We start from the raw sequence: 23,288 nt of genomic DNA, 5'->3' as shown, positions 1-23,288 counted from the left end.
CCATGCTGGAGGAAATTGCCGCGAATCCAAGTTGGTTTTGGCTATCCCTCGGCGGGCTGCTTCTGGCCGCCGAGATGCTAGGTGCCAGTGGTTATATGCTGTGGAGTGGCGTTGCCGCCGTAGTCGTGGGCGCGTTAGTCTGGCTATTTCCCTTTAGCTGGGAGATGCAAGGCGTGCTATTTTCCGTCCTGACGGTGGTTGCTGCATTCCTGTGGTGGTATTGGCTGAGTAAACGCATCAAACCACAACCTGCCATGCTGAATCAACGTACCCATCAGCTATTGGGTACGCGAGCCACATTGACCGAACCGACTATTGATGGTTTTGGTCGCATGCGGGTTGGTGACAGTAGCTGGCGTATTTATTGCGCGACCGAACTGGGTGTTGGTACCGAAGTTGAAGTGATATTCGTGGAAGGCAATACCTTGCATGTCCGCGCCATCCCTCAGTAATACCTATATTATCGTCAGTAGCATATTGACCAGCAGGCCGTCAGTTGAGCGGCCTGTCAGTTAACTAACAACTGTTTATCCCCCACAACCGTCTGTTTGTTAACAACTTTCCCCTTATCATCGCCAGCCTGCTTAGCTGCCGAATGACAACATCCCGACAAATTATTGATAATCGGGCAATCAGCGCCATCATCCCCTGGGCACTCATCTGCCAACGCTAACAAGCGCAAGCGCATCTGGTTAAGATCATCAATATGTTGCTCGATTTCCGCAACCTTTAGTAGCGTCGCCGCTTTCACATCCGCGCTGTGGCGGGCCGGGTTATGAAATAATGCCAGTAACTCGCGACATTCATCCAGTGTAAAGCCAACCTGCCGTGCCTGACGTAGCAGTGTTAACTCTTCAATGTGTTTGGCACTGTAGCTGCGATAGCCGTTATCAGTGCGGATAGGCGGTGTCAGCAGTTTTTTTTCTTCGTAGAAACGTATGGCTTTGCTAGTTAAACCGGTTTTTTTTGCCACATCGCTTATGTTCATACTTCCCCCTTGACCTTCCCCTTGCTGGAAGGTTTAACCTCCATAATTAGTGAAAATAACGATGTCAGTCAAGCGGAATAAAACCTGTACAGCTTAAGGTTATGGATAAATCCATTATCAGCGACAATAAGCGATGTGACTGGGATTACCGACTAAACTTATCCCGACGAAATGAACGGATAAGTGGTTACTCGATAAGGAGTTAATTATGTTGCAAACCACAGTGCTGGCCTTGCATGGTCTTTCCTGTATGAATTGTGCCAAGCGAGTGAAAACCGCCTTAGAAAGTCGTGAAGATATTCATCATGCTGAAGTCGACGTTAACTATGCCAAAGTGACCGGTGAAGCCGATATCAACACGCTGATTGATACTGTCAAACAAGCCGGTTATCAGGCAGAAGCAGCCCAAACACCCGATACACAATTACAGCTCTCAGGCTTAAGCTGCGGCCATTGTACTGAAGCCACACGCCAAGCTCTGGAAGCCATTCCCGGTGTAATTGCAGCCGTGGTGAGTGTGGATAGCGCTAAAGTGTATGGTAAAGCTGATCCTCAGGTGCTGATTAATGCCGTGGAACAGGCGGGTTACCACGCTGCATTGCCAGGTGCCCCGTCCCCAAAAACTGAGCCGCTGACTCACTCAGCCCCATCTCAGCCGGAATATCAGGCAGCGGCCTCTTCAACTATTCCGGCAGTAACACCTGAGATTAATAAAACAGAGACCGCTAACCCAACCACAGCGGTAGATATCGATAGCGTCCAGTTATTACTAACCGGAATGAGCTGTGCCAGTTGCGTATCCAAAGTACAACATGCTCTGGAAGGGGTTGATGGGGTTGAGGTTGCGCGCGTCAATTTGGCGGAACGTAGCGCGTTAGTCACCGGTAACCCAAGCAATGAAGCCTTAATCGCAGCCGTCAAAAATGCCGGTTATGGTGCAGAAATTATTGAAGACGAAGGCGAACGCCGCGCACGTCAGCAACAGATGTCCCAAGCCAGTATGAAGCGCTTCCAATGGCAAGCAGCGCTGGGCCTGCTGTTGGGTATCCCACTGATGGGATGGGGGTTATTCGGCGGCAGTATGACGCTAACGCCAGAAACCCAGACGCCGTGGCTTATTGTCGGGGTGATTACTCTGCTGGTGATGATATTTGCGGGTGGCCATTTCTATCGCAACGCCTGGATCAGCCTGAAAAATGGCAGTGCCACCATGGATACCTTAGTGGCACTAGGTACCGGAGCGGCGTGGCTCTATTCCATTACGGTGAATATCTGGCCGGATGTTTTCCCGATGGAGGCGCGCCACCTCTATTATGAAGCCAGCGCCATGATAATCGGTTTGATTAACCTTGGTCATGCGATGGAACAACGCGCCAGACAGCGCTCATCTAATGCGTTGGAGCGACTGCTGGACCTGGCACCACCGACAGCACGGCGGGTATCTGACGACGGCGAGCAAGTGATCCCTCTGGCTGAGGTCCAATTGGGCATGACCTTGCGTCTGACTACCGGTGACCGAGTACCGGTTGATGGTGAAATTGTGCAGGGCGAAGTGTGGATGGACGAAGCCATGCTGACCGGCGAACCTATCCCACAACAAAAATCAGCAGGTGATGTGGTACATGCAGGTACCCAAGTACAGGATGGGTCGGTACTGTTCCGCGCCAATGCCATTGGTAGCCAAACTACACTGGCGCGTATCATCAAACTGGTTCGTCAGGCGCAAAGCAGTAAACCAGAAATCGGCAAATTGGCGGACCGAATCTCGGCGGTATTTGTACCAGCCGTGGTGGCAATTGCTGTTATCGCCGGGCTGATTTGGTATTTCCTCGGGCCACAACCTCAGTTGGTGTACACCCTGGTGGTCGCCACCACGGTGCTCATTATTGCTTGTCCCTGCGCGCTTGGACTGGCGACGCCGATGTCTATCATCTCTGGCGTCGGGCGGGCGGCCGAGTTTGGTGTTTTGGTACGTGATGCCGATGCATTGCAGCAAGCCAGTAATCTCGATACGTTGGTGTTCGACAAAACCGGCACACTAACGGAAGGTCACCCGCAAGTGGTGGCAATTCATACCTTTAACGGTGTCAGCGAACAACAAGCGCTGGGATGGGCCGCAGCACTAGAAACCGGTTCTAATCACCCATTGGCTCGCGCTATTTTGCAACGTGCCGAAGGGCTGACGCTGGCTACCGTCAGTCAGTTCCGCACCTTACGTGGCTTGGGTGTCAGTGGTGAAGTTGACGGCATTCCTTTGTTGCTAGGGAACAACCGCCTGCTGGAGGAACAGAGCATTGATACCCGTGAGTTGCAATCACTCATGCAGCAGCAAGCTGAAAGTGGTGCTACCCCGGTTATCCTCAGCGCGATGGGTAAACCCGCGGCACTGCTGTCGATCCGCGACCCACTGCGCAGCGACAGTGTCAGCGCTCTGCAACGGTTGCATCAACTGGGATACAGTCTGGTGATGTTAACCGGTGATAACCCAATTACCGCCAATGCCATTGCCAAAGAAGCCGGTATTGATCAGGTGATCGCGGGTGTATTGCCGGAGGGTAAAGCTGAGGCTATCAAGCAACTGCAAGCCGCCGGACATAAAGTGGCGATGATTGGTGATGGTATCAATGATGCCCCTGCACTGGCACAAGCGGATGTTGGGATTGCCATGGGTGGTGGTAGTGATATCGCGATTGAAACTGCGGCTATCACGCTAATGCGCCACAGTCTGCATGGGGTTGCGGATGCCGTGGAGCTTGCCAAAGCAACATTGCGCAATATGAAGCAAAACCTATTGGGTGCGTTTTTCTACAACGCACTGGGTATTCCGATTGCTGCGGGAATTCTGTTCCCGTTCACCGGAACATTACTTAGCCCGGTGGTGGCAGGGGCGGCCATGGCGCTGTCATCCATTACCGTAGTCAGCAACGCTAACCGTTTACTGCGTTTTAAACCTAAGCAGTAAGCGCTCCTGATATCCCCAAAGTCATTGGCGTTGCAGGTAGGCTCAGGGATGGGCCGAGTAACAAGAGCAGCTAACCCCCTGCGGCTTCAAGTACAAAGGGTATAGCCTAATGGCGCACAACACTTTCATGTGCGCCATTTAGCGTTTAGCATGTTAAGAAATGCTAAAAAGGGAACCACATGGATATGGGCCAATTATTACGCCACATCGCACGATTTCTCGGTATCCTAACACCGGCGACCTACCCCTATCCGGCGTTGGATATCACCTTACCCGGTGAACGCCACTTCCATATGGTCGGCAGTATTCATATGGGAACCGAGAACATGTTCCCCCTCCCCCACGAATTACTGAATAAATTGAATCAGGCTGATGCACTTATTGTCGAAGCTGATATCACCGACACCTCCTCACCTTTTGGTACCGATACCCTCAGCGAAGCATTAATCGATAGATTACCTGAGGAGCAATATCAGCAACTGTTACAGCGCTGCGAAGAGCTGAGCACTGATCCGCACTCGATGGCCTTTCTACCGGCATGGCAGGTCGCCTTAATGCTTCAGGCTCGCCAGGCTCAACGTCTGGGATTGCGTGGGGAATACGGCATCGATTATCAATTATTGAAAGCGGCAGCAGCACAAGAAAAAAGTGTTATAGAGTTGGAAGGAACACAAATGCAACTCGATTTACTGGAGACATTACCTGATAACGGCATGTCTTTACTGCTTGATACTCTGACCCATTGGCACACCAACGCACGCCTGCTGCAAACCATGATTGGCTGGTGGCTGGAACATCCCCCCACCAATGACCTAACCACACTGGCGCCAACTTTTAGCCAAAATCTATACGATGTGCTGATGATTCAACGGAATAAACGCTGGCAGCAGCAACTAGAACATCTGCCAGCCGGGCGTTATGTGGTCGCGGTCGGTGCACTGCATCTGTATGGCGAGGGTAATCTTCCTGATTTGTTGCAACTCAGCGAGCAGTAATCACCAATAAAAGTAAAAAAATGGCCGATATCGCTATCGGCCAGTCAAAGAGGAATTTTCATTATTTTAGTTATTAAGCGCCCACACTCCTTGCGGATAATATGAGCTGCAGGTACAGGGTAGCAACCTGACGATTAGATTAGCAACTTACATTCATCATAACTCCGGCAATCCATCATGATGCCATTGATTTTATTAGGTTAATTTTTAACTCTATCGCAATGATTGGGTGTAGGATAATCCACTGGAATAAATTTTCATTTTTAATTGGACGTTTATTATGACACCTGCAGTCGTTTTGCTGGAAAAACAAAAAGTTCCGTTCACATTACATCCTTATCACCATGACGCAGCAGAAACCAACTTTGGCGATGAAGCCGTTAAAAAGTTGGGGCTTAATGCTGATCAGGTTTATAAAACCTTGCTGGTCGCCTTGAATGGTGATGCCAAAAATTTGGCGGTTGCCGTTACCCCTGTCGCCACCCAGCTTGATCTGAAAAAAGTTGCGCGTGCTTTGGGTGCCAAAAAGGCGGAGATGGCTGACCCACAATTGGCGCAGCGCACCACCGGTTATTTAGTCGGTGGTATCAGTCCATTAGGGCAGAAAAAGCGCTTACCGACGGTTATCGATAGCTTGGCACAGGCGTATGCCACTATATTCGTTTCTGGCGGAAAGCGGGGGTTAGATATTGAATTGGCTGCAACAGATTTATGCCAGTTGCTACAAGGCAGCTTTGCCGATATTGCTAAGCGCGATTAATTAATTTATTGCATTACAAACCCGCACCGCGCTGCCTATATCTCATGCAATTCACCAGAAGCCTCCACTGCCAAATGGAGGCTTCTGGCTTCACGCCTTACTTATAAACAATCTCACCTTTCGGCTGATACTGACTGGCATCCAGCGGAGAGTGCTTTTCAATATACTGTTTTAACACTTCAGCATCGATAAAACCGGTGTTCACATAGCCCGGTAAGGTATCAATTTTCGGGTAGCCATCGCCGCCTAATGCATTAAAATTCAGGGTGGCCAGACGATACATTTTATTCGGGTCTAATGGCTTACCCTGTATTTTTACGTTACTGACGCCATTACCATCAGCGACCAAGCTGACATTGGCAAATTGTGCATAAGCACCTGAATCGACTTTTTTATTCGCCACCACAGCCAGATACTTCTCGACCTCGCTGCCTTTCATATCGGCGTAAACCAATGTATTACCAAATGGCTGGACCTTAAGCACATCTTTATACGTGATATCACCGGCATCGATAGAATCACGCACCCCACCACCACTCATCACCGCGAAGTCTGCACCCGCTCGTTCCATTTGCGCAGCCAATAACATCCGCGCCAGGTTGGTTTGTTCGAAACGAACCTTGCTACGATCACCTTCTAGCTTGCCATTGACACTGCCAACTTTAATATCCAACTGCGCCTTACCTTGCTCTTCAAAAGGCGTAAGTAGCTTCAGCATCGATGGATCTTGCGCAATCTCCTGGGTATAAAAGACCCGCTCACTGGTACCATCAGCCTTCTCAACTTTTTTCTTTAAATTGATTGGAATTAACTGATAACTCACCAGTTTCAACTCACCATTGCGGAATTTAAAATCAGCACGACCAACATATTTACCCCACTCATGAGCTTGAACAATCCAGGTTCCGTTCTGACGATCAGGCGCACAAGGTGTACCGGGAACATAATCAGCCTGCTTATGGTTCTCACTGACCATACAAACCGGATCTTGCGAGTGACCACCCACTATCATATCTAAATAGCCCGCCGGAAGGCTGCTTGCCATCTCTACATCACCCGGAGCATTCGAACCATGCCTACCATCATCGTAATGCCCCATATGGGTAGCGGCGATGATAATGTCAGGCTTATCGGTCTTTCGCAGTTGATCGACGACTTGTTTTGCTTCAACGGCCGGGACATGGAATTCAATATCGGTGAAATATTCGGGATTCCCGATCTTGGCAGTATCATCAGTCGTTAAACCAATTACCGCAATTTTCACCCCTTGCTTATCAAACAAGGTATAAGGCTTAAATAAGCGCTGTTGCGTACTTTTCTGGTAGATATTGGCCGATAACAACGGGAAAGTTGCCCACTTCTCTTGTTGTCGCAGCACACTCAATGGATTATCAAATTCGTGATTGCCGATGGCCATCGCGTCGTAACCGACCAGGTTCATACCACGAAAATCAGGCTCCGCATCTTGCAAATCAGACTCAGGCACGCCGGTGTTGATGTCCCCACCTGACAGCAGTAGTAGACTTCCGCCCTCGGCTGCAACTTGTTTGCGAATACTATCAACGACAGTTTTCTGTGCCGCTAAACCATATTCGCCGTGATCGTTTTGCCAGAAATGCCCATGGTGATCATTAGTGTGCAATATAGTGATATCGTAAGTTTTATCTTTTTCCCAGGCAGCAGCCCATCCCGGTGCAAACGCCAGCGACACAGCCAAGGCACATGCTGTGGTCGGTAATGAAAAACGCATGGCAAATCTCCATGTAGTCGTTAAAAACCGGCCTGATAAATCCCGGTTTAATGAGTGAAAAGAGTGTAATGCATATCAATAGCACGATAAATCAACACCATACCGTGACGCCGTAGGCATTGTAATGTGATGATGTATGCATGAATTTCATAACTTTGGAATATATATCAAATTATGTCAGATGTAGTAAAAATCATTCGATCTGCATAATATGTATTCGTTACCAACATATTATTAACAGTGAAATTATTAGGCGAATACTCACTATGACCGATCGTTCTGAGACTGGATTCCAGCCCTCCGTTAATGCCGCTGTAAAACGCACATCCTTCTCTATTCTGGGGGCTATCAGCGTATCTCATCTACTCAACGATATGATCCAATCGTTGATTCTAGCGATTTATCCTTTATTACAAGTCGAGTTTTCACTGAGTTTTACTCAGATAGGGCTAATCACGCTCACTTACCAGCTTACTGCATCACTACTGCAACCCCTGATAGGGCTGTATACCGATAAGCACCCCCAACCTTACTCTTTGCCTATTGGTATGGGTTTTACCTTATCAGGCATATTGCTGCTGGCGGTGGCAACCACTTTCCCTGTGGTTTTATTGGCAGCAGCGCTGGTTGGCACCGGCTCATCGGTATTCCATCCTGAGTCATCACGGGTCGCGCGCATGGCATCCGGTGGTCGCCATGGCCTGGCTCAGTCAGTTTTTCAAGTCGGGGGCAACTTCGGTAGCGCTCTCGGCCCACTATTAGCTGCAATTCTTATCGCTCCTTATGGTAAAGGCAATGTCGGCTGGTTCTCTCTCGCAGCCTTACTGGCCATTGTGGTGCTATTGCAAGTCAGTAAGTGGTATCAGCAACAGCAAAGAGCAACACATGGCAAAGTGATAAAAACCTCATCGGCAAAATTACTGCCTAAAAAGACGGTTATTAAGACGTTAGTTATTTTAATGGTGCTGATATTCTCTAAATACTTCTACTTGACCAGCATTAGCAGCTATTACACCTTTTATTTGATGCATAAGTTCGGTGTTTCAGTACAAAACGCCCAAATACATTTATTTGTGTTCTTATTCGCAGTCGCCGCTGGCACCATAATTGGCGGTCCTCTTGGTGATCGGATAGGGCGAAAATATGTTATTTGGGGGTCAATACTGGGTGTAGCGCCATTTACCCTTATTTTACCCTATGCTTCGTTGTATTGGATGGGGGTTTTAACCGTAATCATTGGCGTCATCCTCGCATCAGCCTTCTCTGCAATACTGGTGTATGCCCAGGAGTTGATCCCAGGGAAAGTGGGGATGGTATCCGGTCTATTCTTCGGTTTTGCTTTCGGTATGGGTGGGTTAGGTGCGGCTGTACTAGGGTATGTTGCTGATTTAACCAGTATTGAGCTGGTTTACCAAATATGTGCATTCCTGCCATTACTGGGGATATTTACTGCCTTATTGCCCAATATAGAAGATAAGTAATAGTAATAACCTTATAATCCCGACTGAGACTAGCACTTCAGTCGGGATAGCCCCCTGTGTAATCGTGACAAAAACAGCAAGTCCCCCACAAATAACCACTTCAAACAATTTCCATGCCAAACCAGACTTTTATCGATAAAAAATGAATTTTTATCGCGCATTGATCGCATAAATACAATAAACTGATGTTATTGCTGTGAAATGCTTGCTGCTCCACATATCCCAATACTCATCCCAAAGGCGGCAAGCGCGTGATAAATCTGTTGGGAGTGGATTTAAACGCTCCTTGCAGCGGCCTCGCAGAGATGGGCCAAGTAATAAACGTAGCCAACACACCTGCAATTTGAAAGATGGCGGGTATAACGAGAAGGAGTCTGGATGCACCACTCAACACCCTTAATCACCACGATCGTCGGAGGCCTTGTTCTCGCCTTCCTCTTGGGTTCCCTGGCCCACCGCCTACGCATCTCACCACTGGTGGGATACCTTGCCGCAGGGGTGCTTGCCGGGCCATTCACGCCGGGTTTTGTTGCTGATACTTCATTAGCTCCCGAACTGGCTGAAATCGGTGTTATTTTGTTGATGTTTGGTGTCGGACTTCACTTCTCGCTTAAAGACCTCCTCGCAGTAAAAGCAATCGCCATCCCCGGAGCCGTGACACAAATAGCCGTTGCTACTCTGCTAGGTATGGGCTTGTCTCATTTATTAGGCTGGGATTTAGTCACCGGCTTGGTCTTTGGGTTATGTCTGTCAACCGCCAGTACCGTGGTATTACTGCGCGCACTGGAAGAACGGCAACTGATTGATAGTCAGCGAGGGCAGATTGCTATCGGCTGGTTGATTGTTGAAGATTTGGCAATGGTACTGACATTAGTGTTATTACCCGCATTTGCCGGAGTCATGGGCAACGAAACCACGAGCCTGAGCCAACTGTTTACAGAGCTAGCGATTACTATTGGTAAAGTGATCGCTTTCATAACCTTAATGATTGTCGTCGGTCGTCGGCTGGTGCCCTGGATACTGGCTAAAACAGCCAGTACTGGCTCGCGAGAACTCTTTACTCTAGCAGTCTTAGTCTTGGCGCTTGGGATAGCCTACGGCGCTGTAGGGTTGTTTGACGTATCATTTGCTCTCGGCGCATTCTTCGCAGGAATGGTATTAAACGAATCTGAGCTGAGCCACCGTGCAGCACAAGATACCTTGCCGCTGCGTGATGCCTTTGCCGTGCTGTTCTTTGTTTCAGTCGGCATGTTATTCGATCCGATGATTTTGCTACGAGAACCATTAGCAGTGTTAGCGTCATTGACCATCATTATCTTCGGTAAATCGGTGGCAGCTTTCATTCTGGTGCGGCTGTTTGGCCACTCAAAACGCACAGCACTCACTATTTCCGTTAGCCTGGCCCAAATTGGGGAGTTCGCCTTTATTCTGGCGGGGCTGGGTATTTCTCTTGGTTTAATGTCTGAACATGGCCGTAATCTGGTACTGGCGGGAGCGATTCTGTCTATTATGCTCAACCCGTTACTTTTCACCTTGCTAGATCGCTATTTAGCCAAAAATGAGACGATGGAAGATCTTATTCTGGAAGAGGCGGTAGAAGAGGAAAAACAGATACCTGTAGATTTATGCAATCATGCATTATTGGTGGGATATGGCCGAGTTGGCAGCTTATTAGGGGCAAAACTTCATGCGGAAGGCATCCCGCTGGTCGTCGTAGAAAATTCGCGCCCGCGAGTGGAAGCACTCCGTGAACAAGGTATTAATGCGGTATTAGGTAATGCTGCAAGCGCAGATATTATGTCACTGGCGCGTCTGGATTGCGCCCGTTGGTTATTGCTGACCATACCAAATGGCTACGAAGCCGGTGAAATAGTCGCATCAGCCAGAATTAAGCGGCCAGACCTTGAGATAATCGCCCGCGCCCATTATGACGATGAAGTGGTTTATATCTCAGACCGTGGCGCTAACCAGGTTGTTATGGGGGAGCGCGAAATCGCCAACAGCATGCTTAATATGCTGAAAATAGAAACGCTGACTGAAGAAGATAAAATGCCAGTTTGCCCAATTTAAAATTATATCTGTGTTTATAATTGAAGTTCTATACCCTAAATAATTCGAGTTGCGGGAAGGCAGCAACTAAGCAAATCCCCAGAAGCTTACACGAGTAAGTGACTGGGGTGACAAATCTGCCGGGAGCAGATTTGAACGCTGCTTGCAGCGGCCTCGCCTTGCGAGGCCCAAGGATGGGCTGAGTAATGAGAGCAGCCAACACACCTGCAACTTAAAGTATGACGGGTATCTTACCGCTCCCAGTAAGACTCTTCTAAACTATCTTCCCGTTCAGGCAAGCCACGTGTTAAACGCGGCGAATGCTGGTTTAATACCTGATAACTGACCCGATTGGCGTATTTACACACTTGTGCCAGGGAGGAGTAGCTAAGGTAACTACGCACATGTTTGCTAGAGTTCGGAACATTATTACGATGATAGCCATTCGCCGCAATATCATGCAGCACAGCGGATAATGCACCATCCCCTGCCCCGTTGGTATTCATTATTTTCTCAGGCCCGCCCATATAAGGGGCAATGTGAGAATAGATACGTAATGGATGATCACAATGCGCTTGGCGCATTGCCCGGCTAAATTCATACAAGTTAAATTCTGCGATAGCGCCAGGTAATAATGGATGCTGTGTTTGGCGCTTATTCGCCTCTTCGGTATATCCTGCCATATAAAGCCCATTCGGGCCGGCAGTACAAAGCACTAAATCCACCCAATTCAATGCCATGTTAGAAGCCATCAACGGATCATTCAGGCCCGTCAGTTCATAAGCCTCATCTTCATTCATCGCTAATATAGAAACATGCTCGTTGAGAAAATCACGCCACCACTGCGGATTATCTGCAATAACATATTTAGTCCCCAGGGTCATCACGACCGGAACATCATGCTTCTTCGCATAGCTGATGGCTTGCATTGTGGCAGCAGGCATCGGCTCATCCGGCTTACAACGCACCAGATAAGCAGTCAGCACCAGAGCAGAAGCACCTGCAATCACATCTTCAGGAATACTTTCAGGACGTAGCTGATTCATTTGCCCGGGACTGATAGCAAAAGTCCGCTCACCATTATCACTAATCAAAGTAAAGCAGCGGCCAATAGCACCATCAACTGCCTGCAAATAATTCAGGTCAGTGCGACTTGAGGTATTACACAGATAGCGATAGGCATAACTACCGATCTTAATATTGCTACACATGGTGCCCAACAGGATGGAACGATCATCAGCAAGGACAGAATAGTTGTGTAAGGTATTACCAATGGTACCGCCAGCAAACTCATGAGTAATCAACCCATTAGCAGTTAGTTCCTGATAAAGGTTTTCAGCGATATCATCTTCAATCACTAAAGAGTGCCCTTGGCTCAGACCATAACGGGCAATAAAGCTCTCATCAACCTTGGCTTCAATATCAACCAACGTCTGGTCAATGCCAACGATATAAGAGGTACTCACTTCATTTTCAGTCTGCGCCGGTTGCAATAAAGGGTCACGGGCATTCACCGGAAAGTAGTGCTTAGATTTGCGTTTACCAGGAAATTTCATTGTTTTGAGTTACAAATTGAAATGGGAAGATAAGGGATTTTAGCATATGTAAGCATGAATTTAGCGGGCATAACCATTAGGATTTGATTGTTGCCAGTTCCATGCATCCTTTATCATTTCCGTTAGGTTCCTCTTAGCTTTCCAATCTAATTCTTTGAGCGCGAGTTCAGTACTTGCCCAGCACTCCGCGATATCACCAGCCCGACGCGCCGTTATTTCATAGGGGATTTTTTTGCCCGAAATGCGTTCAAATTCACTCACCATCTGAAGTACTGAATATCCTACACCTGACCCCAGATTATAAACTTTGTACCCAGCAGTCAGCCGATTAAGTGCACAAACATGCCCATCAGCAAGATCCATAACATGAATATAATCACGTACGCCTGACCCATCGTTAGTCGGATAGTCATTACCATATACGGCTAATTTTGGCAGTTTACCAACCGCAACTTGAGTAATAAACGGCAACAGATTGTTTGGCTTTCCATTTGGATCCTCGCCAATCAAACCTGAAGGATGGGCGCCAACAGGATTAAAATAACGCAATGCTCTTATCGCAAACTCGGGGTGAGCAAAAGAGAAATCCTTCAATATCTGTTCAACCATGACTTTCGATGAACCATATGGATTGGTCGTGCCTCCAATACGCGCATCCTCGGTCAGTGGGATAAACTCAGGATCACCGTATACTGTGGCTGATGAGCTGAATATCAGCTTCGTTACACCTGCAATTAACATTTCTTCAAGTAGGGTGATAGAACCTGTAACGTTATTTTGATAATATTCTATAGGTTTAATCACTGACTCACCTACCGACTTTAGGCCAGCAAAGTGAATAACAGAATCAATACTGTGCTCTAAGAATATTTTTCTTAGGCAACTTTTGTCTAATACATCACCTTGGTAAAATGTAGCCGAGCAGCCAGCAATTTCGGAAACACGTAATAATGACTCAGCAGAAGCGTTAGATAAATTGTCTAATACAACAATATCTTCCCCTTGCTCCAATAATACTAATACCGTATGCGAGCCAATATAACCTGCACCACCAGTAACTAAAACAGTCATAATCTACCTTTAAAATGTAATGATTTAGAGTTTCATATTACGGCCCAAATATTATCTCTCTGCACTTATCTTTAACATTCTTTATATCGAATTTACTCTTTTGCATCTGTGCAGATTTGTAAAAGAAGTCATAATTTGAAAATATGGTATTGAGAGCACTTTCTAGGTTTTCTGTCGTGTTATTTATCAGAATACCATTTTGGTCGACTATTTCAGCACAACCCCCCACATTACTTATGATGATAGGTAGACTAGCACTGACCGCCTCAATCGCAGCCATTGGCAAACCTTCACTTTCAGATGTTAGCACAAACACATCATAGTCATTAAACCTGTTAAATCCTTTAATTTCCCCATAGAAATGAATGTTTTTATAACTGCTATATTCTTTCTCAAGTTCTTTATAATACTCACCATCTCCAACCATATCGAGATTAAAATGAGGATTAACGGCAGCAACTTTCAACATCAAGTCAGGTCGTTTAGGATAAGCAAGTCGACATACATAAATTATTTTATTTTTACACGGTCGATCAGAACGTTCAATCAATGGTGTTATAGCATTAAGCTGGACCGTAATCTTTTCAGGTTTAATACCAATAATATTAACCGCCTTATCAGCATCACTTTGAGACACACACCAAATCACATCAGTAATATTTGAAAGCAGTTTTTCAACATAACAAAATATAAACTTTAACACATTGCCATTGTATATACATGACCAGCCATGTGAAACATACACGCCGCGAAAACGTAAAAATAAACGAGCCAGACGACTGTAAAGACCTGCATTAGCTGAACTTGAAACCACTACATCAATTTTATTATCCTTGAGCACCTTATATAAACAATAAATAGCTTTAATACTGGCCATTTTTCTAATCTCAGGGATGATAATAATTTTATCGCAAACTATAGTTTCTGTTAACCAGCCTGATTCAGAGGTTATCAATATTATATTACAATCATCCTTAAGCAATTTGACTTGTTCTAAAACCCAACCTTGCGCACCACCAATTATTGATTTAGTGATTACGAATGCAATGTTTTTCATATTGTTTCCATAAACTATAAAATACCAATCTATTTATAAACAACCCTAACCCATCAATTAATATTAATAGACATATTTTTTTCGTGATGGCTATTTTGCCAAGCCAAATCACAAATACCATCTGTTGGTTGAAAACCAACAGGAGCCTCTAATAATAAAGAGCGAATATATTCATAATCAAAGTCATTACAAGCACTTTCAATTGTACTGAGCAATACATTTAGTTTATCCCATTCAAGCATCACCTCAGTAGCAGTCATAATTCGGGGATGATAGGTATTTTGTACCGACTCTCCAATCAATAGCTCTTCGTATAATTTTTCACCTGGGCGCAAACCTGAAATTTCTATCGCAATATCACCATCAGGGTTTTCATCACTCTTAACTGAAAGCCCAGAAAGGTTGACCATGCGCTTAGCCAAGTCGATAATCTTAACAGGATCTCCCATATCTAATACAAACACATCGCCTCCTTGCCCCATTGCCCCAGCTTGAATAACCAGTTGTGCCGCTTCGGGGATAGTCATAAAGTAGCGGATAATATCTTTATGGGTGAGCGTGATTGGCCCCCCTTCAGCGATTTGTTTCTTAAATAGCGGAACAACAGAACCTGAGGAACCTAGAACATTGCCAAAACGTACCATGCAGAATTTTGTATGACATTGCTCATTAGATAATGCCTGCAATACAAGTTCAGCCATTCTCTTGGTGGCCCCCATGGTATTGGTTGGCCGCACCGCTTTATCAGTCGATATCAAAACAAACTTTTCGACTCCCGACTTAATGGCTGCCTTTGCACAAAATAGAGTGCCAAATATGTTATTTCTCACACCTTCAATAACATTATTCTCAACCAGTGGAACATGCTTATAAGCGGCAGCATGGTAGACAGTATTCACTTGAAAGTTAGTCATTACTTGCACTAGTCTACTTTCATTTTGAACTGAACCGAGTAATGCGACAAATTCCGAATCAATTTTATGGCTCCTGCATATTGCCGCTATATCATTTTCAATAGAATAAAGAGAGAATTCAGAGACATCAAAAAGAACCAATAATTGTGGTTTTTCAATAATTATTTGGCGACACAATTCAGAGCCAATTGAACCGCCAGCACCGGTTACCATAACGACCTTGCCAGTGATATTTTTGGCTAATAACTTTTCATCAGGTACAACTGGATCACGCCCCAATAATTCCTCAATTGAGACTTTCTTTAAACTGCTGATTTGTGCTCGGCCTTCAACTAAGTCCGACATACCAGGGATAGATAAGACTTCACAAGAAAGATTTTCTAGCTTACCAACCACAGCTTTACGCTGGCTTTGGCTAACACTTGGCATTGCAAGTAAGACTTTTTTAATACCGTAACGACCTATCAAATACTCAAGTTTCTCTGAAGGATAAACAGTAAATCCATGAATAACTGCTTTGTGTAACTTAGGATTATCATCAACAAACGCAATAGGAAAATATTCGCTAGCTTGCATTAAAGCAGGCAACAATTGCCGACCAGAAGCACCTGCGCCATAAATAACAACAGGAATTTGTCCTCTAACACCATAGTTCAGTAACATGCGGAAGAACAACCGAGAACCACAAATAAGGACTAACGAGAATACAAAGAACATGACTGATACTGTTCTTGGCAAGTAGACACCTAAGAAGTAGGAACCAAAAACAAGTAAACCCGTAGAAAGTATTACACCGACGAACACGGTAGTGACAATTTTCGCACTGACATAGCGAAGTACAGTACGGTACAACCCGAGTCGGATAAAGACTAAAAGCGTTGGCGGTATAATTACGGCCAATGCAGCCCATTGTTCAGTGCTGCTAAATGGACTATCAACATCCAGGCGAACCCAAAAAGCGCCCCAATATGCTAACCCGATGAGAGTAGCATCTAATAACAACATAATAATTCTTTTAACAGTTCTTGGTAAAGATAATAGAAATACGAGAAACATATAATACCTAATCCCAAGCCAGAAAACGCAATTCAAACTAATGACTATTTAAGAAAATTTAGTCAGAATTAAAATAAAACGCAACTGACTTAATTGTTTTTCACACCCGCATCAAGCTTATAATCCAAATATATAATTGGAGCATAGGCAATAATCAAAGCAACCATTGGATTAATGGTATTTAGTCCGACGAGCAATGCAATAGGGAATAACCAAACAATATTTATAACGATAGCAGATAATGTAACTGGTAAATGTCTTTTAAATCTTCTGGATGCAATCTGGTAACCATGACTTCGATGAGCTTCATAAACTTTAAAACCACCCAAAATTCTACGAATGAGAGTCCATGTTGCATCGACAATAAATAGACCCAATAGGATCAACCAACAGAAGAAAAATTTTGATTCTATCCAACCGGCACTTATCGCTAGAGAGCCTATGATTAATCCCAGAAAACCACTACCTGCGTCTCCCATAAATATCTTTGCAGGAGGGAAATTCCATAATAAAAACCCTAAGACAGTCACCGCCAGCAACCAAAGAACCAGATAGTTATCTAAGCCAACTTTATCACCACTAATTATATAGATCACGATCGCACCGAGACTGACCATTACGGCTTGAGCACTCGCCAAACCATCAATACCATCCATGAAATTATAGAGATTAAGCATCCATACCAAAAATAGCAGGCCCAAAATGTTACCGACAATACCCAAATAGATTATTGTCCCAAAAATAGTTAATGGCGGGAAACCGCCTAGACAAAACAATAAAAATGCTGCTGAAGAAAAATGTGCCATGAGACGCCAACGAGCAGCAATATGCCCGTGGTCATCCCAAAATCCGACTATAGCAATTACCCCACCAGAGGCAATTAACCCGACTGTCGTAAGAGTCGTTAAATAACCTTGAAAATAAAAAATCGCTAAGCCGATTAAAAAACTTATAACAATAGCAACACCACCACCTCTTGGCGTTGGAATTACATGTGAACTACGTGAGTTAGGAGTATCAATAATATTATTTTTAAAGGCGTAAATTCGTAATAAATACGTTAGTACAAATGACACAATCAGAAAAAAAAGTAGTAATAACATTACAGTTGGCATATACCCCCCAGAAAAACCGCATAGACGTGATAATTAAAACAATAAACACTGATATTTTTTAGTTTCCTTACAAAAAAAATAAATTAAACTCTTATTTTCTGCAAGAAGTATATATAGATATCCAGTGGTCAACTATTTTATCAATAGAATTTGTTTTTACGATACGCGCTCTAACTTTTTCGCCTAACGATACTTTATCGTCATCAGATAAATTTATCATTTTATATATAGCATTAGACAAAGCGTCAGGATCTTTAACTGGGACAACAGCGCCACATTCACCTAAAGCCTCCTTAATACCACCAGAGTCTGTAGCAACAATTAACTTTTTACATGCCATCGCTTCAGTAATAACCAGCGGAAACCCTTCCCATTCGGAAGACAACACGAAAATATCGGTAGCACACATTAGTTGCTGGATGTCATCCCTGCGTCCAAGAAAGGTAACGTACTGCTCAATAGCAAGTTCACTGGCCATGTTTTTAAGATAACTATCAAGATGACCCGTTCCCACAATGAATAGTCGTGGAATAATTTTATAGCTATAATTTTTGAGAAGTAAAGAGTATGCATTCAGTAAGTTTGGATAATCTTTTGCTTCCATTAACCTTCCAACACTCAATAGCATTGGTGTCTCATCTGATATAGCTAACTCAGCTCTTTTCGTTTGTCTATCACTTACCGAAAAATCAAATTGAGAGGTATCAATTCCATTTGTTACCACAATCATTCTATTGGCAGTAGAAGCCCGTTTGCTAACAAAAGAATCAACAGCATCCTGGCTAACATTAGTGGATAGCGAAGCGAGACGGTCAGTATATCTATACGCTAACATTCTCAGCGTACTACCTTCATTAGTATTATGCGCAGTACATATTAAAACTGGAATTTTGGTGAATAGTCGAAGTATCCGGGAGAATATGTTGGCATGAAACATATGACTATGAATGACATCAGGTTTAAATTTCTTTATTATTTGTCTAGCTTTGAAGAATCCATTACATAGATTAAAAATGCTCTTATCTAAATTTAACTCTCTCAGGTGGATACCCTGTTCAGGCCTTACTACCGTCTCACCTGTCAGCGATATGATCATGACATTATGTCCAGCCGAAAGCATCTTATTCGCGAGCAAGAGCGTCTGTTTTTCAGCCCCCCCCATACCTAACCCTGTAATAATGTATAATAAATTCACTGGTATCTTCTTATCCAATTGGAGTTAAATTCTAAACTCTATTTTCACTCATTAACATTTCGATCAGGTTTTTCCATTTATTTCCGATCGTAGACTCTATTCTATACTGTTCTGCATTCTCTAATGATTTAATTGACATGGTTTCTCTTAATTCTTCATTATTAATCAGTATAAGAAGTTGTTTTACGAATTTATCACTATCATCAAAGGGTATAATAAATCCATCCTCATAGTCAGTGATGAGTTCTGAAGGGCCAGTATCGCAATCATAAGCTATTATCGGTAGTCCACTTGCTTTAGCTTCAAGCAAAACCATAGGGAATCCTTCGAACCGAGAAGTCATTACATAGATATTAGACTGATTATATAACTCTCTCACATAAGGAGTGGTGGGTAGTAACTCTATATTCTTAAGATTTAATCTCTTTATTTTATCTAATAAAAATTGCTTATCCTCACCATCACCTGCGATTATAAGTTTCCAGTCACGATTTTCCTCTTGTACTTTAGCCCAAATATCGATTAAGAGATCAAAACCCTTCTGGTAAGTAAATCGTCCTAGAGCCAAAACATTTTTTGAGTTTTTTTTAATTAGTTTATCTTTTACATCAAAGGGTAATGGATTAGGTATCGATATTATTCTTTCTGGATATTTATTTTCTTCTAGCCAATACTGGCGATCTTTTTCTGTTAACGTGACTACTGCGTCAGCATATTTGGCTGCTACTTTCCTGGCTAGTTTTCGTGACTTTATATTTAGATCATTTTTATAATTAAAATGTTCCCACGAGATATGTTTTTTTTTGGTTCCTAATAAAGCTGTAGTACTAAATAATGCTAACATTGTATCAACATCAATCAAAACATCGATTGATTCATCTATTAAGATACGGCGTAATCTAAAAACGACAGACAAATAAGCAAGTGAGAAGCGTTTTTTTTTATCAAAAAGTGATACGATTTTTATTCTTTCATCTGCATGAAAAAAAGGCGAAGCATTACCACTTAAACTGATAATAATAACCCGATAGCCATCTTTAACCAGATAGTTAGCAAGAGCTAAACTGACTCTCTCAGTACCACCGGTGAGACTAATATCGCCACCAAAGAAAGCAATTACTTTCATGAAATCCCTTGTTGTGACTTAATTTTACGAATTATTACACCAGGCAGTGTAACAATTTTAAGTAAGAGTGAATTTTTTTCTTCAATTACATACTTCTCATCCATCATAGCGATAGCCTGATTAATACGTATGATAGTTTTTATAAAATCCAATGGCCTATATAACCATACAACCTTTGGAGTATTACCCAGTAATGCCTTACGCGAGATATAATGGCCTATTGCATGCTTTTTTATTGAGGACTGACTGAGCCGGTTCGTTTTCTCATCATCAAAAAAGATGCGAACTGGAATTGAACTATAAAAAAATGAATACTCTTTAGATATCGTACTATAAAACCAAATTTCAGGAATAAAATTAATTCCTGGCTTAACTGGATAATAATATTTTTGTAAGTACTCTGTTTTAAACAAATCAATTCTCTCACCACGGATACCTGAACGAAACTCATCTAACCATGAGCTTTTCTTATCTTCATTGGATAAGTAATAATTATTAGGTTTCATTGTTTCTGAGCTAACAGACAAAGCTCTTATACCAATAATGTCTTTATCATCCAGTACTTTTGTTATTGAAAGTAATTTACTTATTGAACCACTAATAAGAGCATCATCGGAATCCAACCCGATAAAATACTCACCACTCGCATTCTCTACCGCCTTATTCCAAGCAGCTTGCTTCCCACTATTATCTTGATAGATATACCTTATTTTTATTCTATTTTCATTTTGAAAATTATTTACAACATCAATTGTGTTATCTATCGAACCATCATCAATTATTAACCACTCAATATCATTTCTATTTTGCTCTAATATGGAAAGATAGCAGCGCTTTAGCACTTTAGCTCTATTAAAAGTAGGAGTAAATATAGTAACAGTAACCATACTATTTTTTCACCTCATTTTTAACAGCCGAAACCAATCGATAAAACATTATATCGCTAAATATATAATATAAAATAGACTTTATGTTACCTGAAGAAATAATTGGCCTTAATGATATTATTTCGAAAGATTTCCTATAACTCCTCAGTGCTGTTTTTTTATCAATATGGTATATTCTGGCACATTTAGATATATGAGATACAAATACACTTGCGATAATCGCAGTCCAATATCTACTATGATATTTTATATACTGATCTTTAAATCTTAACAGCCCGACCTCGCTATCATCAAGATCTGAAACATTCAGGTTTTTAGTAATACTATCTGGATTTTGTCTATATTTAACAATGTAATCCTTACTTTCATAGATGGATTCACATTTACTAATTAAAATAGGAAAAATCAATTGATCTTCAAATCTACGTCCAACATCAAAAATTATATTGTCAAAGATATTTTTATTAAAAACACACCGCCAGAGATAAAACATTTCACTATTGGCTATACCAATCTTAACTGATTCTAGATTACTTTTAGTGAATTCATTCTTATTTATTAAATCGAATTTATTTTCTTTACCTTCAGTTAATTCAATGTAGTTAAATAATATACAATCAGGTGCATTTTTTATAATTATTTTTTTGATACTAGAATATATTTTATCGCACCAGATATCATCAGCATCGACAAAGACTATATAATCTCCTGTGGCGATCTCTACACCTTTATTTCGCACTACGGATACACCTGAATTATCTTGTGACAAATATTTAAAGTCATATATTTTACTATATTTACTGATTATATCAGCAGAGTTATCAGTTGAACCATCATTGATAATGATAACTTCAAGCATGTTATCCCATTGTGAAAATACAGAAATTAGGCATGACTCAAGATACTTACCAGCATTATAGACAGGTATAATCAACGAAAGTATTTTTTTATTATCCATGTTTGTTTCTCGAAAGTATTTCAAATAAGAGATTTTTTCTCTTAAGAATCATAATCAAACATATAAATGATAAAGCCTCAATAGTAATAATTGAAATAATACCGCCCCAAGCTCCATATTTAGAGGCAAGATATGCACAAAGAGGGATATGAATTACTGCCGAAATCATTGGTAAAATCGTATAAGATTTCTTATACCCATGAGGTAATAAAATGTAGTTAGCTAGTACAGTCGATTGTATAACCAGAATATAAACAGGAGAAAATAAAATTAAAAGTGTTGATACCTCCGAATATTCAGAGCCAAACATTATTTTAGTAATCAATTTAGAGAAAACTATGACACAAATTGTTATAGCAATGCACAAGCCCCCCTGCCAATAGAAAATCTTTCTGATTAAAGAGTAGGCCTCTTCTTTTTTATTAACCAATAACGAATTTATTCTGGGGTAAAATGCATTTCCTAGAACTAAAAATACACCTAAAATAGCCCCTTTAACTCTATCAGCTGCCGTAAATATACTGACTTCATAAACATTACTGAATATACCAATTATAATTGTTGTACTCATGGTATAAAGACTAATAGATAATGTTGCAAAAAATATCGGGAAAGAATCTTTTAATGTATGCGCTATCTTTAGACTAGAGAAGTTAACTACTCTTACAAGTTTTTTCCGATATATATATATTATTGCTATGATACCAGCCAATAAATTCATTGACGATTGAATTATTACTGCATATTTTATATCCGCATCACTGTGAACAAAAATAAAAAATAAAGGTAGCATTGATAGCTTTGCTACTATCATTAAATTTGTCACAACAGATAGTTTTTCTATGCCTTGGAAAAACCACGCAGGCATTAACGTGGTACCAATTAACATTAATACAGTATAAATCAACTCACTTTGGATAACAGCATGCGTACTTGTAATCGTAAGTAAAATAATTATAAGAATTGAAATGACGCATAATATTGATTTGGAATAAAGTGTTTCAAAAAAAACTTTAGATATATATTCTGGATTATCTTGATGTTCAGCAATTTTCTTCGAGGCCGATAAATTAAATCCAAAATCTATTAAAATAACAAAATACTGTGCTAAAGAAAGAGTAAGGCTATAGATACCGAAACCTTCCACGCCCAAAACTCGAGTTAAATATGGCAATGTGAGGAGTGGAATAATATAGTTACTGCCTTGTAATAGAAGTAAAGAAAATATATTTCTTCGTAAAACTGACATTTTCATTTCCAGTTATTGGATTAGACTATATTGTTCATGATTGCTAAAGATACTCAATTATTTTTATCTCTCATAATACAGAGTATATCTCTCAAAAATATATAAATTCAAATCGTGAA

18 protein-coding genes are annotated in these 23,288 nt (G+C 42.2%); 6 read left to right on the top strand and 12 right to left on the bottom strand.

Annotation, left to right across the window (positions count from 1 at the left end; translation table 11 throughout):
- Positions 1–2: 2 nt before the first annotated feature.
- The gene (locus Q2T72_RS05780) at positions 3–452 is read left to right on the top strand and encodes an NfeD family protein (RefSeq protein WP_083159921.1); all 450 of its coding nucleotides are present in this window, start codon (positions 3–5) and stop codon (positions 450–452) included.
- 56 nt (positions 453–508) lie between these two features.
- Here the strand turns inward: Q2T72_RS05780 and cueR are convergent, their stop codons facing one another.
- A complete protein-coding gene (gene cueR, locus Q2T72_RS05775) occupies positions 509–988 on the bottom strand; it encodes a Cu(I)-responsive transcriptional regulator (RefSeq protein ID WP_372568785.1) in 480 nt (159 codons plus the stop codon).
- Positions 989–1,196: 208 nt separating this feature from the next.
- Between cueR and copA the strand changes: the two genes are divergently transcribed.
- From copA to ybaK, 3 genes are all read left to right on the top strand, one after another.
- A complete protein-coding gene (gene copA / locus Q2T72_RS05770; protein WP_372568784.1) occupies positions 1,197–3,950 on the top strand; it encodes a copper-exporting P-type ATPase CopA in 2,754 nt (917 codons plus the stop codon).
- 185 nt (positions 3,951–4,135) lie between these two features.
- Positions 4,136–4,945 carry a TraB/GumN family protein gene (locus Q2T72_RS05765; protein WP_372569858.1) on the top strand — a complete coding sequence of 270 codons (810 nt, stop codon included), beginning with the start codon at positions 4,136–4,138 and terminating at the stop codon, positions 4,943–4,945.
- A 280-nt stretch (positions 4,946–5,225) separates the two neighbouring features.
- Positions 5,226–5,705: a Cys-tRNA(Pro)/Cys-tRNA(Cys) deacylase YbaK gene (ybaK, locus tag Q2T72_RS05760; protein ID WP_083159927.1), complete on the top strand. Its 480-nt coding sequence runs from the start codon at positions 5,226–5,228 to the stop codon at positions 5,703–5,705.
- A gap of 97 nt (positions 5,706–5,802) precedes the next feature.
- Here ybaK and ushA read toward each other — a convergent pair whose 3' ends face one another.
- A complete protein-coding gene (gene ushA / locus Q2T72_RS05755) occupies positions 5,803–7,455 on the bottom strand; it encodes a bifunctional UDP-sugar hydrolase/5'-nucleotidase UshA (RefSeq protein ID WP_372568783.1) in 1,653 nt (550 codons plus the stop codon).
- 266 nt (positions 7,456–7,721) lie between these two features.
- Here ushA and Q2T72_RS05750 point away from each other — a divergent pair, with 266 nt between their 5' ends.
- Together Q2T72_RS05750 and ybaL are read left to right on the top strand one after the other, a co-directional pair.
- A complete protein-coding gene (locus Q2T72_RS05750; RefSeq protein WP_372568782.1) occupies positions 7,722–8,936 on the top strand; it encodes an MFS transporter in 1,215 nt (404 codons plus the stop codon).
- Between the two features lie 378 nt (positions 8,937–9,314).
- The gene (gene ybaL, locus Q2T72_RS05745) at positions 9,315–11,006 is read left to right on the top strand and encodes a YbaL family putative K(+) efflux transporter (protein WP_083159933.1); all 1,692 of its coding nucleotides are present in this window, start codon (positions 9,315–9,317) and stop codon (positions 11,004–11,006) included.
- Between the two features lie 230 nt (positions 11,007–11,236).
- Here ybaL and Q2T72_RS05740 read toward each other — a convergent pair whose 3' ends face one another.
- From Q2T72_RS05740 to Q2T72_RS05695, 10 genes are all read right to left on the bottom strand, one after another.
- Entirely contained in the window at positions 11,237–12,541 is a 1,305-nt protein-coding gene (locus Q2T72_RS05740) for an inosine/guanosine kinase (protein ID WP_083159935.1), read from the bottom strand.
- Positions 12,542–12,601: 60 nt separating this feature from the next.
- Positions 12,602–13,612 carry a UDP-glucose 4-epimerase GalE gene (galE, locus tag Q2T72_RS05735; protein ID WP_083159937.1) on the bottom strand — a complete coding sequence of 337 codons (1,011 nt, stop codon included), beginning with the start codon at positions 13,610–13,612 and terminating at the stop codon, positions 12,602–12,604.
- Positions 13,613–13,649: 37 nt separating this feature from the next.
- Entirely contained in the window at positions 13,650–14,669 is a 1,020-nt protein-coding gene (locus Q2T72_RS05730; RefSeq protein WP_372568781.1) for a glycosyltransferase, read from the bottom strand.
- A 53-nt stretch (positions 14,670–14,722) separates the two neighbouring features.
- Entirely contained in the window at positions 14,723–16,588 is a 1,866-nt protein-coding gene (locus Q2T72_RS05725; protein WP_372568780.1) for a polysaccharide biosynthesis protein, read from the bottom strand.
- Between the two features lie 140 nt (positions 16,589–16,728).
- Positions 16,729–17,754 (bottom strand): glycosyltransferase family 4 protein, encoded by a 1,026-nt coding sequence (locus Q2T72_RS05720; protein WP_372568779.1) that lies wholly within the window; start codon positions 17,752–17,754, stop codon positions 16,729–16,731.
- Positions 17,755–17,845: 91 nt separating this feature from the next.
- Complete coding sequence (locus Q2T72_RS05715) at positions 17,846–18,949, bottom strand: glycosyltransferase (protein ID WP_372568778.1); 1,104 nt, start codon at positions 18,947–18,949, stop codon at positions 17,846–17,848.
- A gap of 31 nt (positions 18,950–18,980) precedes the next feature.
- Positions 18,981–20,075, bottom strand: a complete 1,095-nt coding sequence (locus Q2T72_RS05710) for a glycosyltransferase family 4 protein (RefSeq protein ID WP_372568777.1) — start codon at positions 20,073–20,075, stop codon at positions 18,981–18,983.
- The gene (locus Q2T72_RS05705; RefSeq protein WP_083159949.1) at positions 20,072–20,962 is read right to left on the bottom strand and encodes a glycosyltransferase family A protein; all 891 of its coding nucleotides are present in this window, start codon (positions 20,960–20,962) and stop codon (positions 20,072–20,074) included. The genes Q2T72_RS05710 and Q2T72_RS05705 overlap by 4 nt, the downstream gene beginning before the upstream one ends.
- A gap of 1 nt (position 20,963) precedes the next feature.
- A complete protein-coding gene (locus Q2T72_RS05700) occupies positions 20,964–21,920 on the bottom strand; it encodes a glycosyltransferase (RefSeq protein WP_372568776.1) in 957 nt (318 codons plus the stop codon).
- Positions 21,913–23,169, bottom strand: a complete 1,257-nt coding sequence (locus tag Q2T72_RS05695) for a flippase (RefSeq protein WP_372568775.1) — start codon at positions 23,167–23,169, stop codon at positions 21,913–21,915. The genes Q2T72_RS05700 and Q2T72_RS05695 overlap by 8 nt, the downstream gene beginning before the upstream one ends.
- Positions 23,170–23,288: the final 119 nt, after the last annotated feature.

It is taken from the genome of Yersinia sp. 2466 StPb PI, from assembly GCF_041538325.1.
Lineage (GTDB): Bacteria > Pseudomonadota > Gammaproteobacteria > Enterobacterales > Enterobacteriaceae > Yersinia > Yersinia enterocolitica_E.
Note: the sequence above shows the minus strand (reverse complement) of the source record. Positions and strands in the feature narration are given on the sequence as shown.

Bases quoted from the DNA above. Each gene is read 5' to 3' on its own strand.
- Q2T72_RS05780 (WP_083159921.1), top strand. From the start codon at position 3: ATGCTGGAGGAAATTGCCGCGAATCCAAGTTGGTTTTGGCTATCCCTC.
- cueR (WP_372568785.1), bottom strand. From the start codon at position 988: ATGAACATAAGCGATGTGGCAAAAAAAACCGGTTTAACTAGCAAAGCC.
- copA (WP_372568784.1), top strand. From the start codon at position 1,197: ATGTTGCAAACCACAGTGCTGGCCTTGCATGGTCTTTCCTGTATGAAT.
- Q2T72_RS05765 (WP_372569858.1), top strand. From the start codon at position 4,136: ATGGGCCAATTATTACGCCACATCGCACGATTTCTCGGTATCCTAACA.
- ybaK (WP_083159927.1), top strand. From the start codon at position 5,226: ATGACACCTGCAGTCGTTTTGCTGGAAAAACAAAAAGTTCCGTTCACA.
- ushA (WP_372568783.1), bottom strand. From the start codon at position 7,455: ATGCGTTTTTCATTACCGACCACAGCATGTGCCTTGGCTGTGTCGCTG.
- Q2T72_RS05750 (WP_372568782.1), top strand. From the start codon at position 7,722: ATGACCGATCGTTCTGAGACTGGATTCCAGCCCTCCGTTAATGCCGCT.
- ybaL (WP_083159933.1), top strand. From the start codon at position 9,315: ATGCACCACTCAACACCCTTAATCACCACGATCGTCGGAGGCCTTGTT.
- Q2T72_RS05740 (WP_083159935.1), bottom strand. From the start codon at position 12,541: ATGAAATTTCCTGGTAAACGCAAATCTAAGCACTACTTTCCGGTGAAT.
- galE (WP_083159937.1), bottom strand. From the start codon at position 13,612: ATGACTGTTTTAGTTACTGGTGGTGCAGGTTATATTGGCTCGCATACG.
- Q2T72_RS05730 (WP_372568781.1), bottom strand. From the start codon at position 14,669: ATGAAAAACATTGCATTCGTAATCACTAAATCAATAATTGGTGGTGCG.
- Q2T72_RS05725 (WP_372568780.1), bottom strand. From the start codon at position 16,588: ATGTTGTTATTAGATGCTACTCTCATCGGGTTAGCATATTGGGGCGCT.
- Q2T72_RS05720 (WP_372568779.1), bottom strand. From the start codon at position 17,754: ATGCCAACTGTAATGTTATTACTACTTTTTTTTCTGATTGTGTCATTT.
- Q2T72_RS05710 (WP_372568777.1), bottom strand. From the start codon at position 20,075: ATGAAAGTAATTGCTTTCTTTGGTGGCGATATTAGTCTCACCGGTGGT.
- Q2T72_RS05705 (WP_083159949.1), bottom strand. From the start codon at position 20,962: ATGGTTACTGTTACTATATTTACTCCTACTTTTAATAGAGCTAAAGTG.
- Q2T72_RS05700 (WP_372568776.1), bottom strand. From the start codon at position 21,920: ATGGATAATAAAAAAATACTTTCGTTGATTATACCTGTCTATAATGCT.
- Q2T72_RS05695 (WP_372568775.1), bottom strand. From the start codon at position 23,169: ATGTCAGTTTTACGAAGAAATATATTTTCTTTACTTCTATTACAAGGC.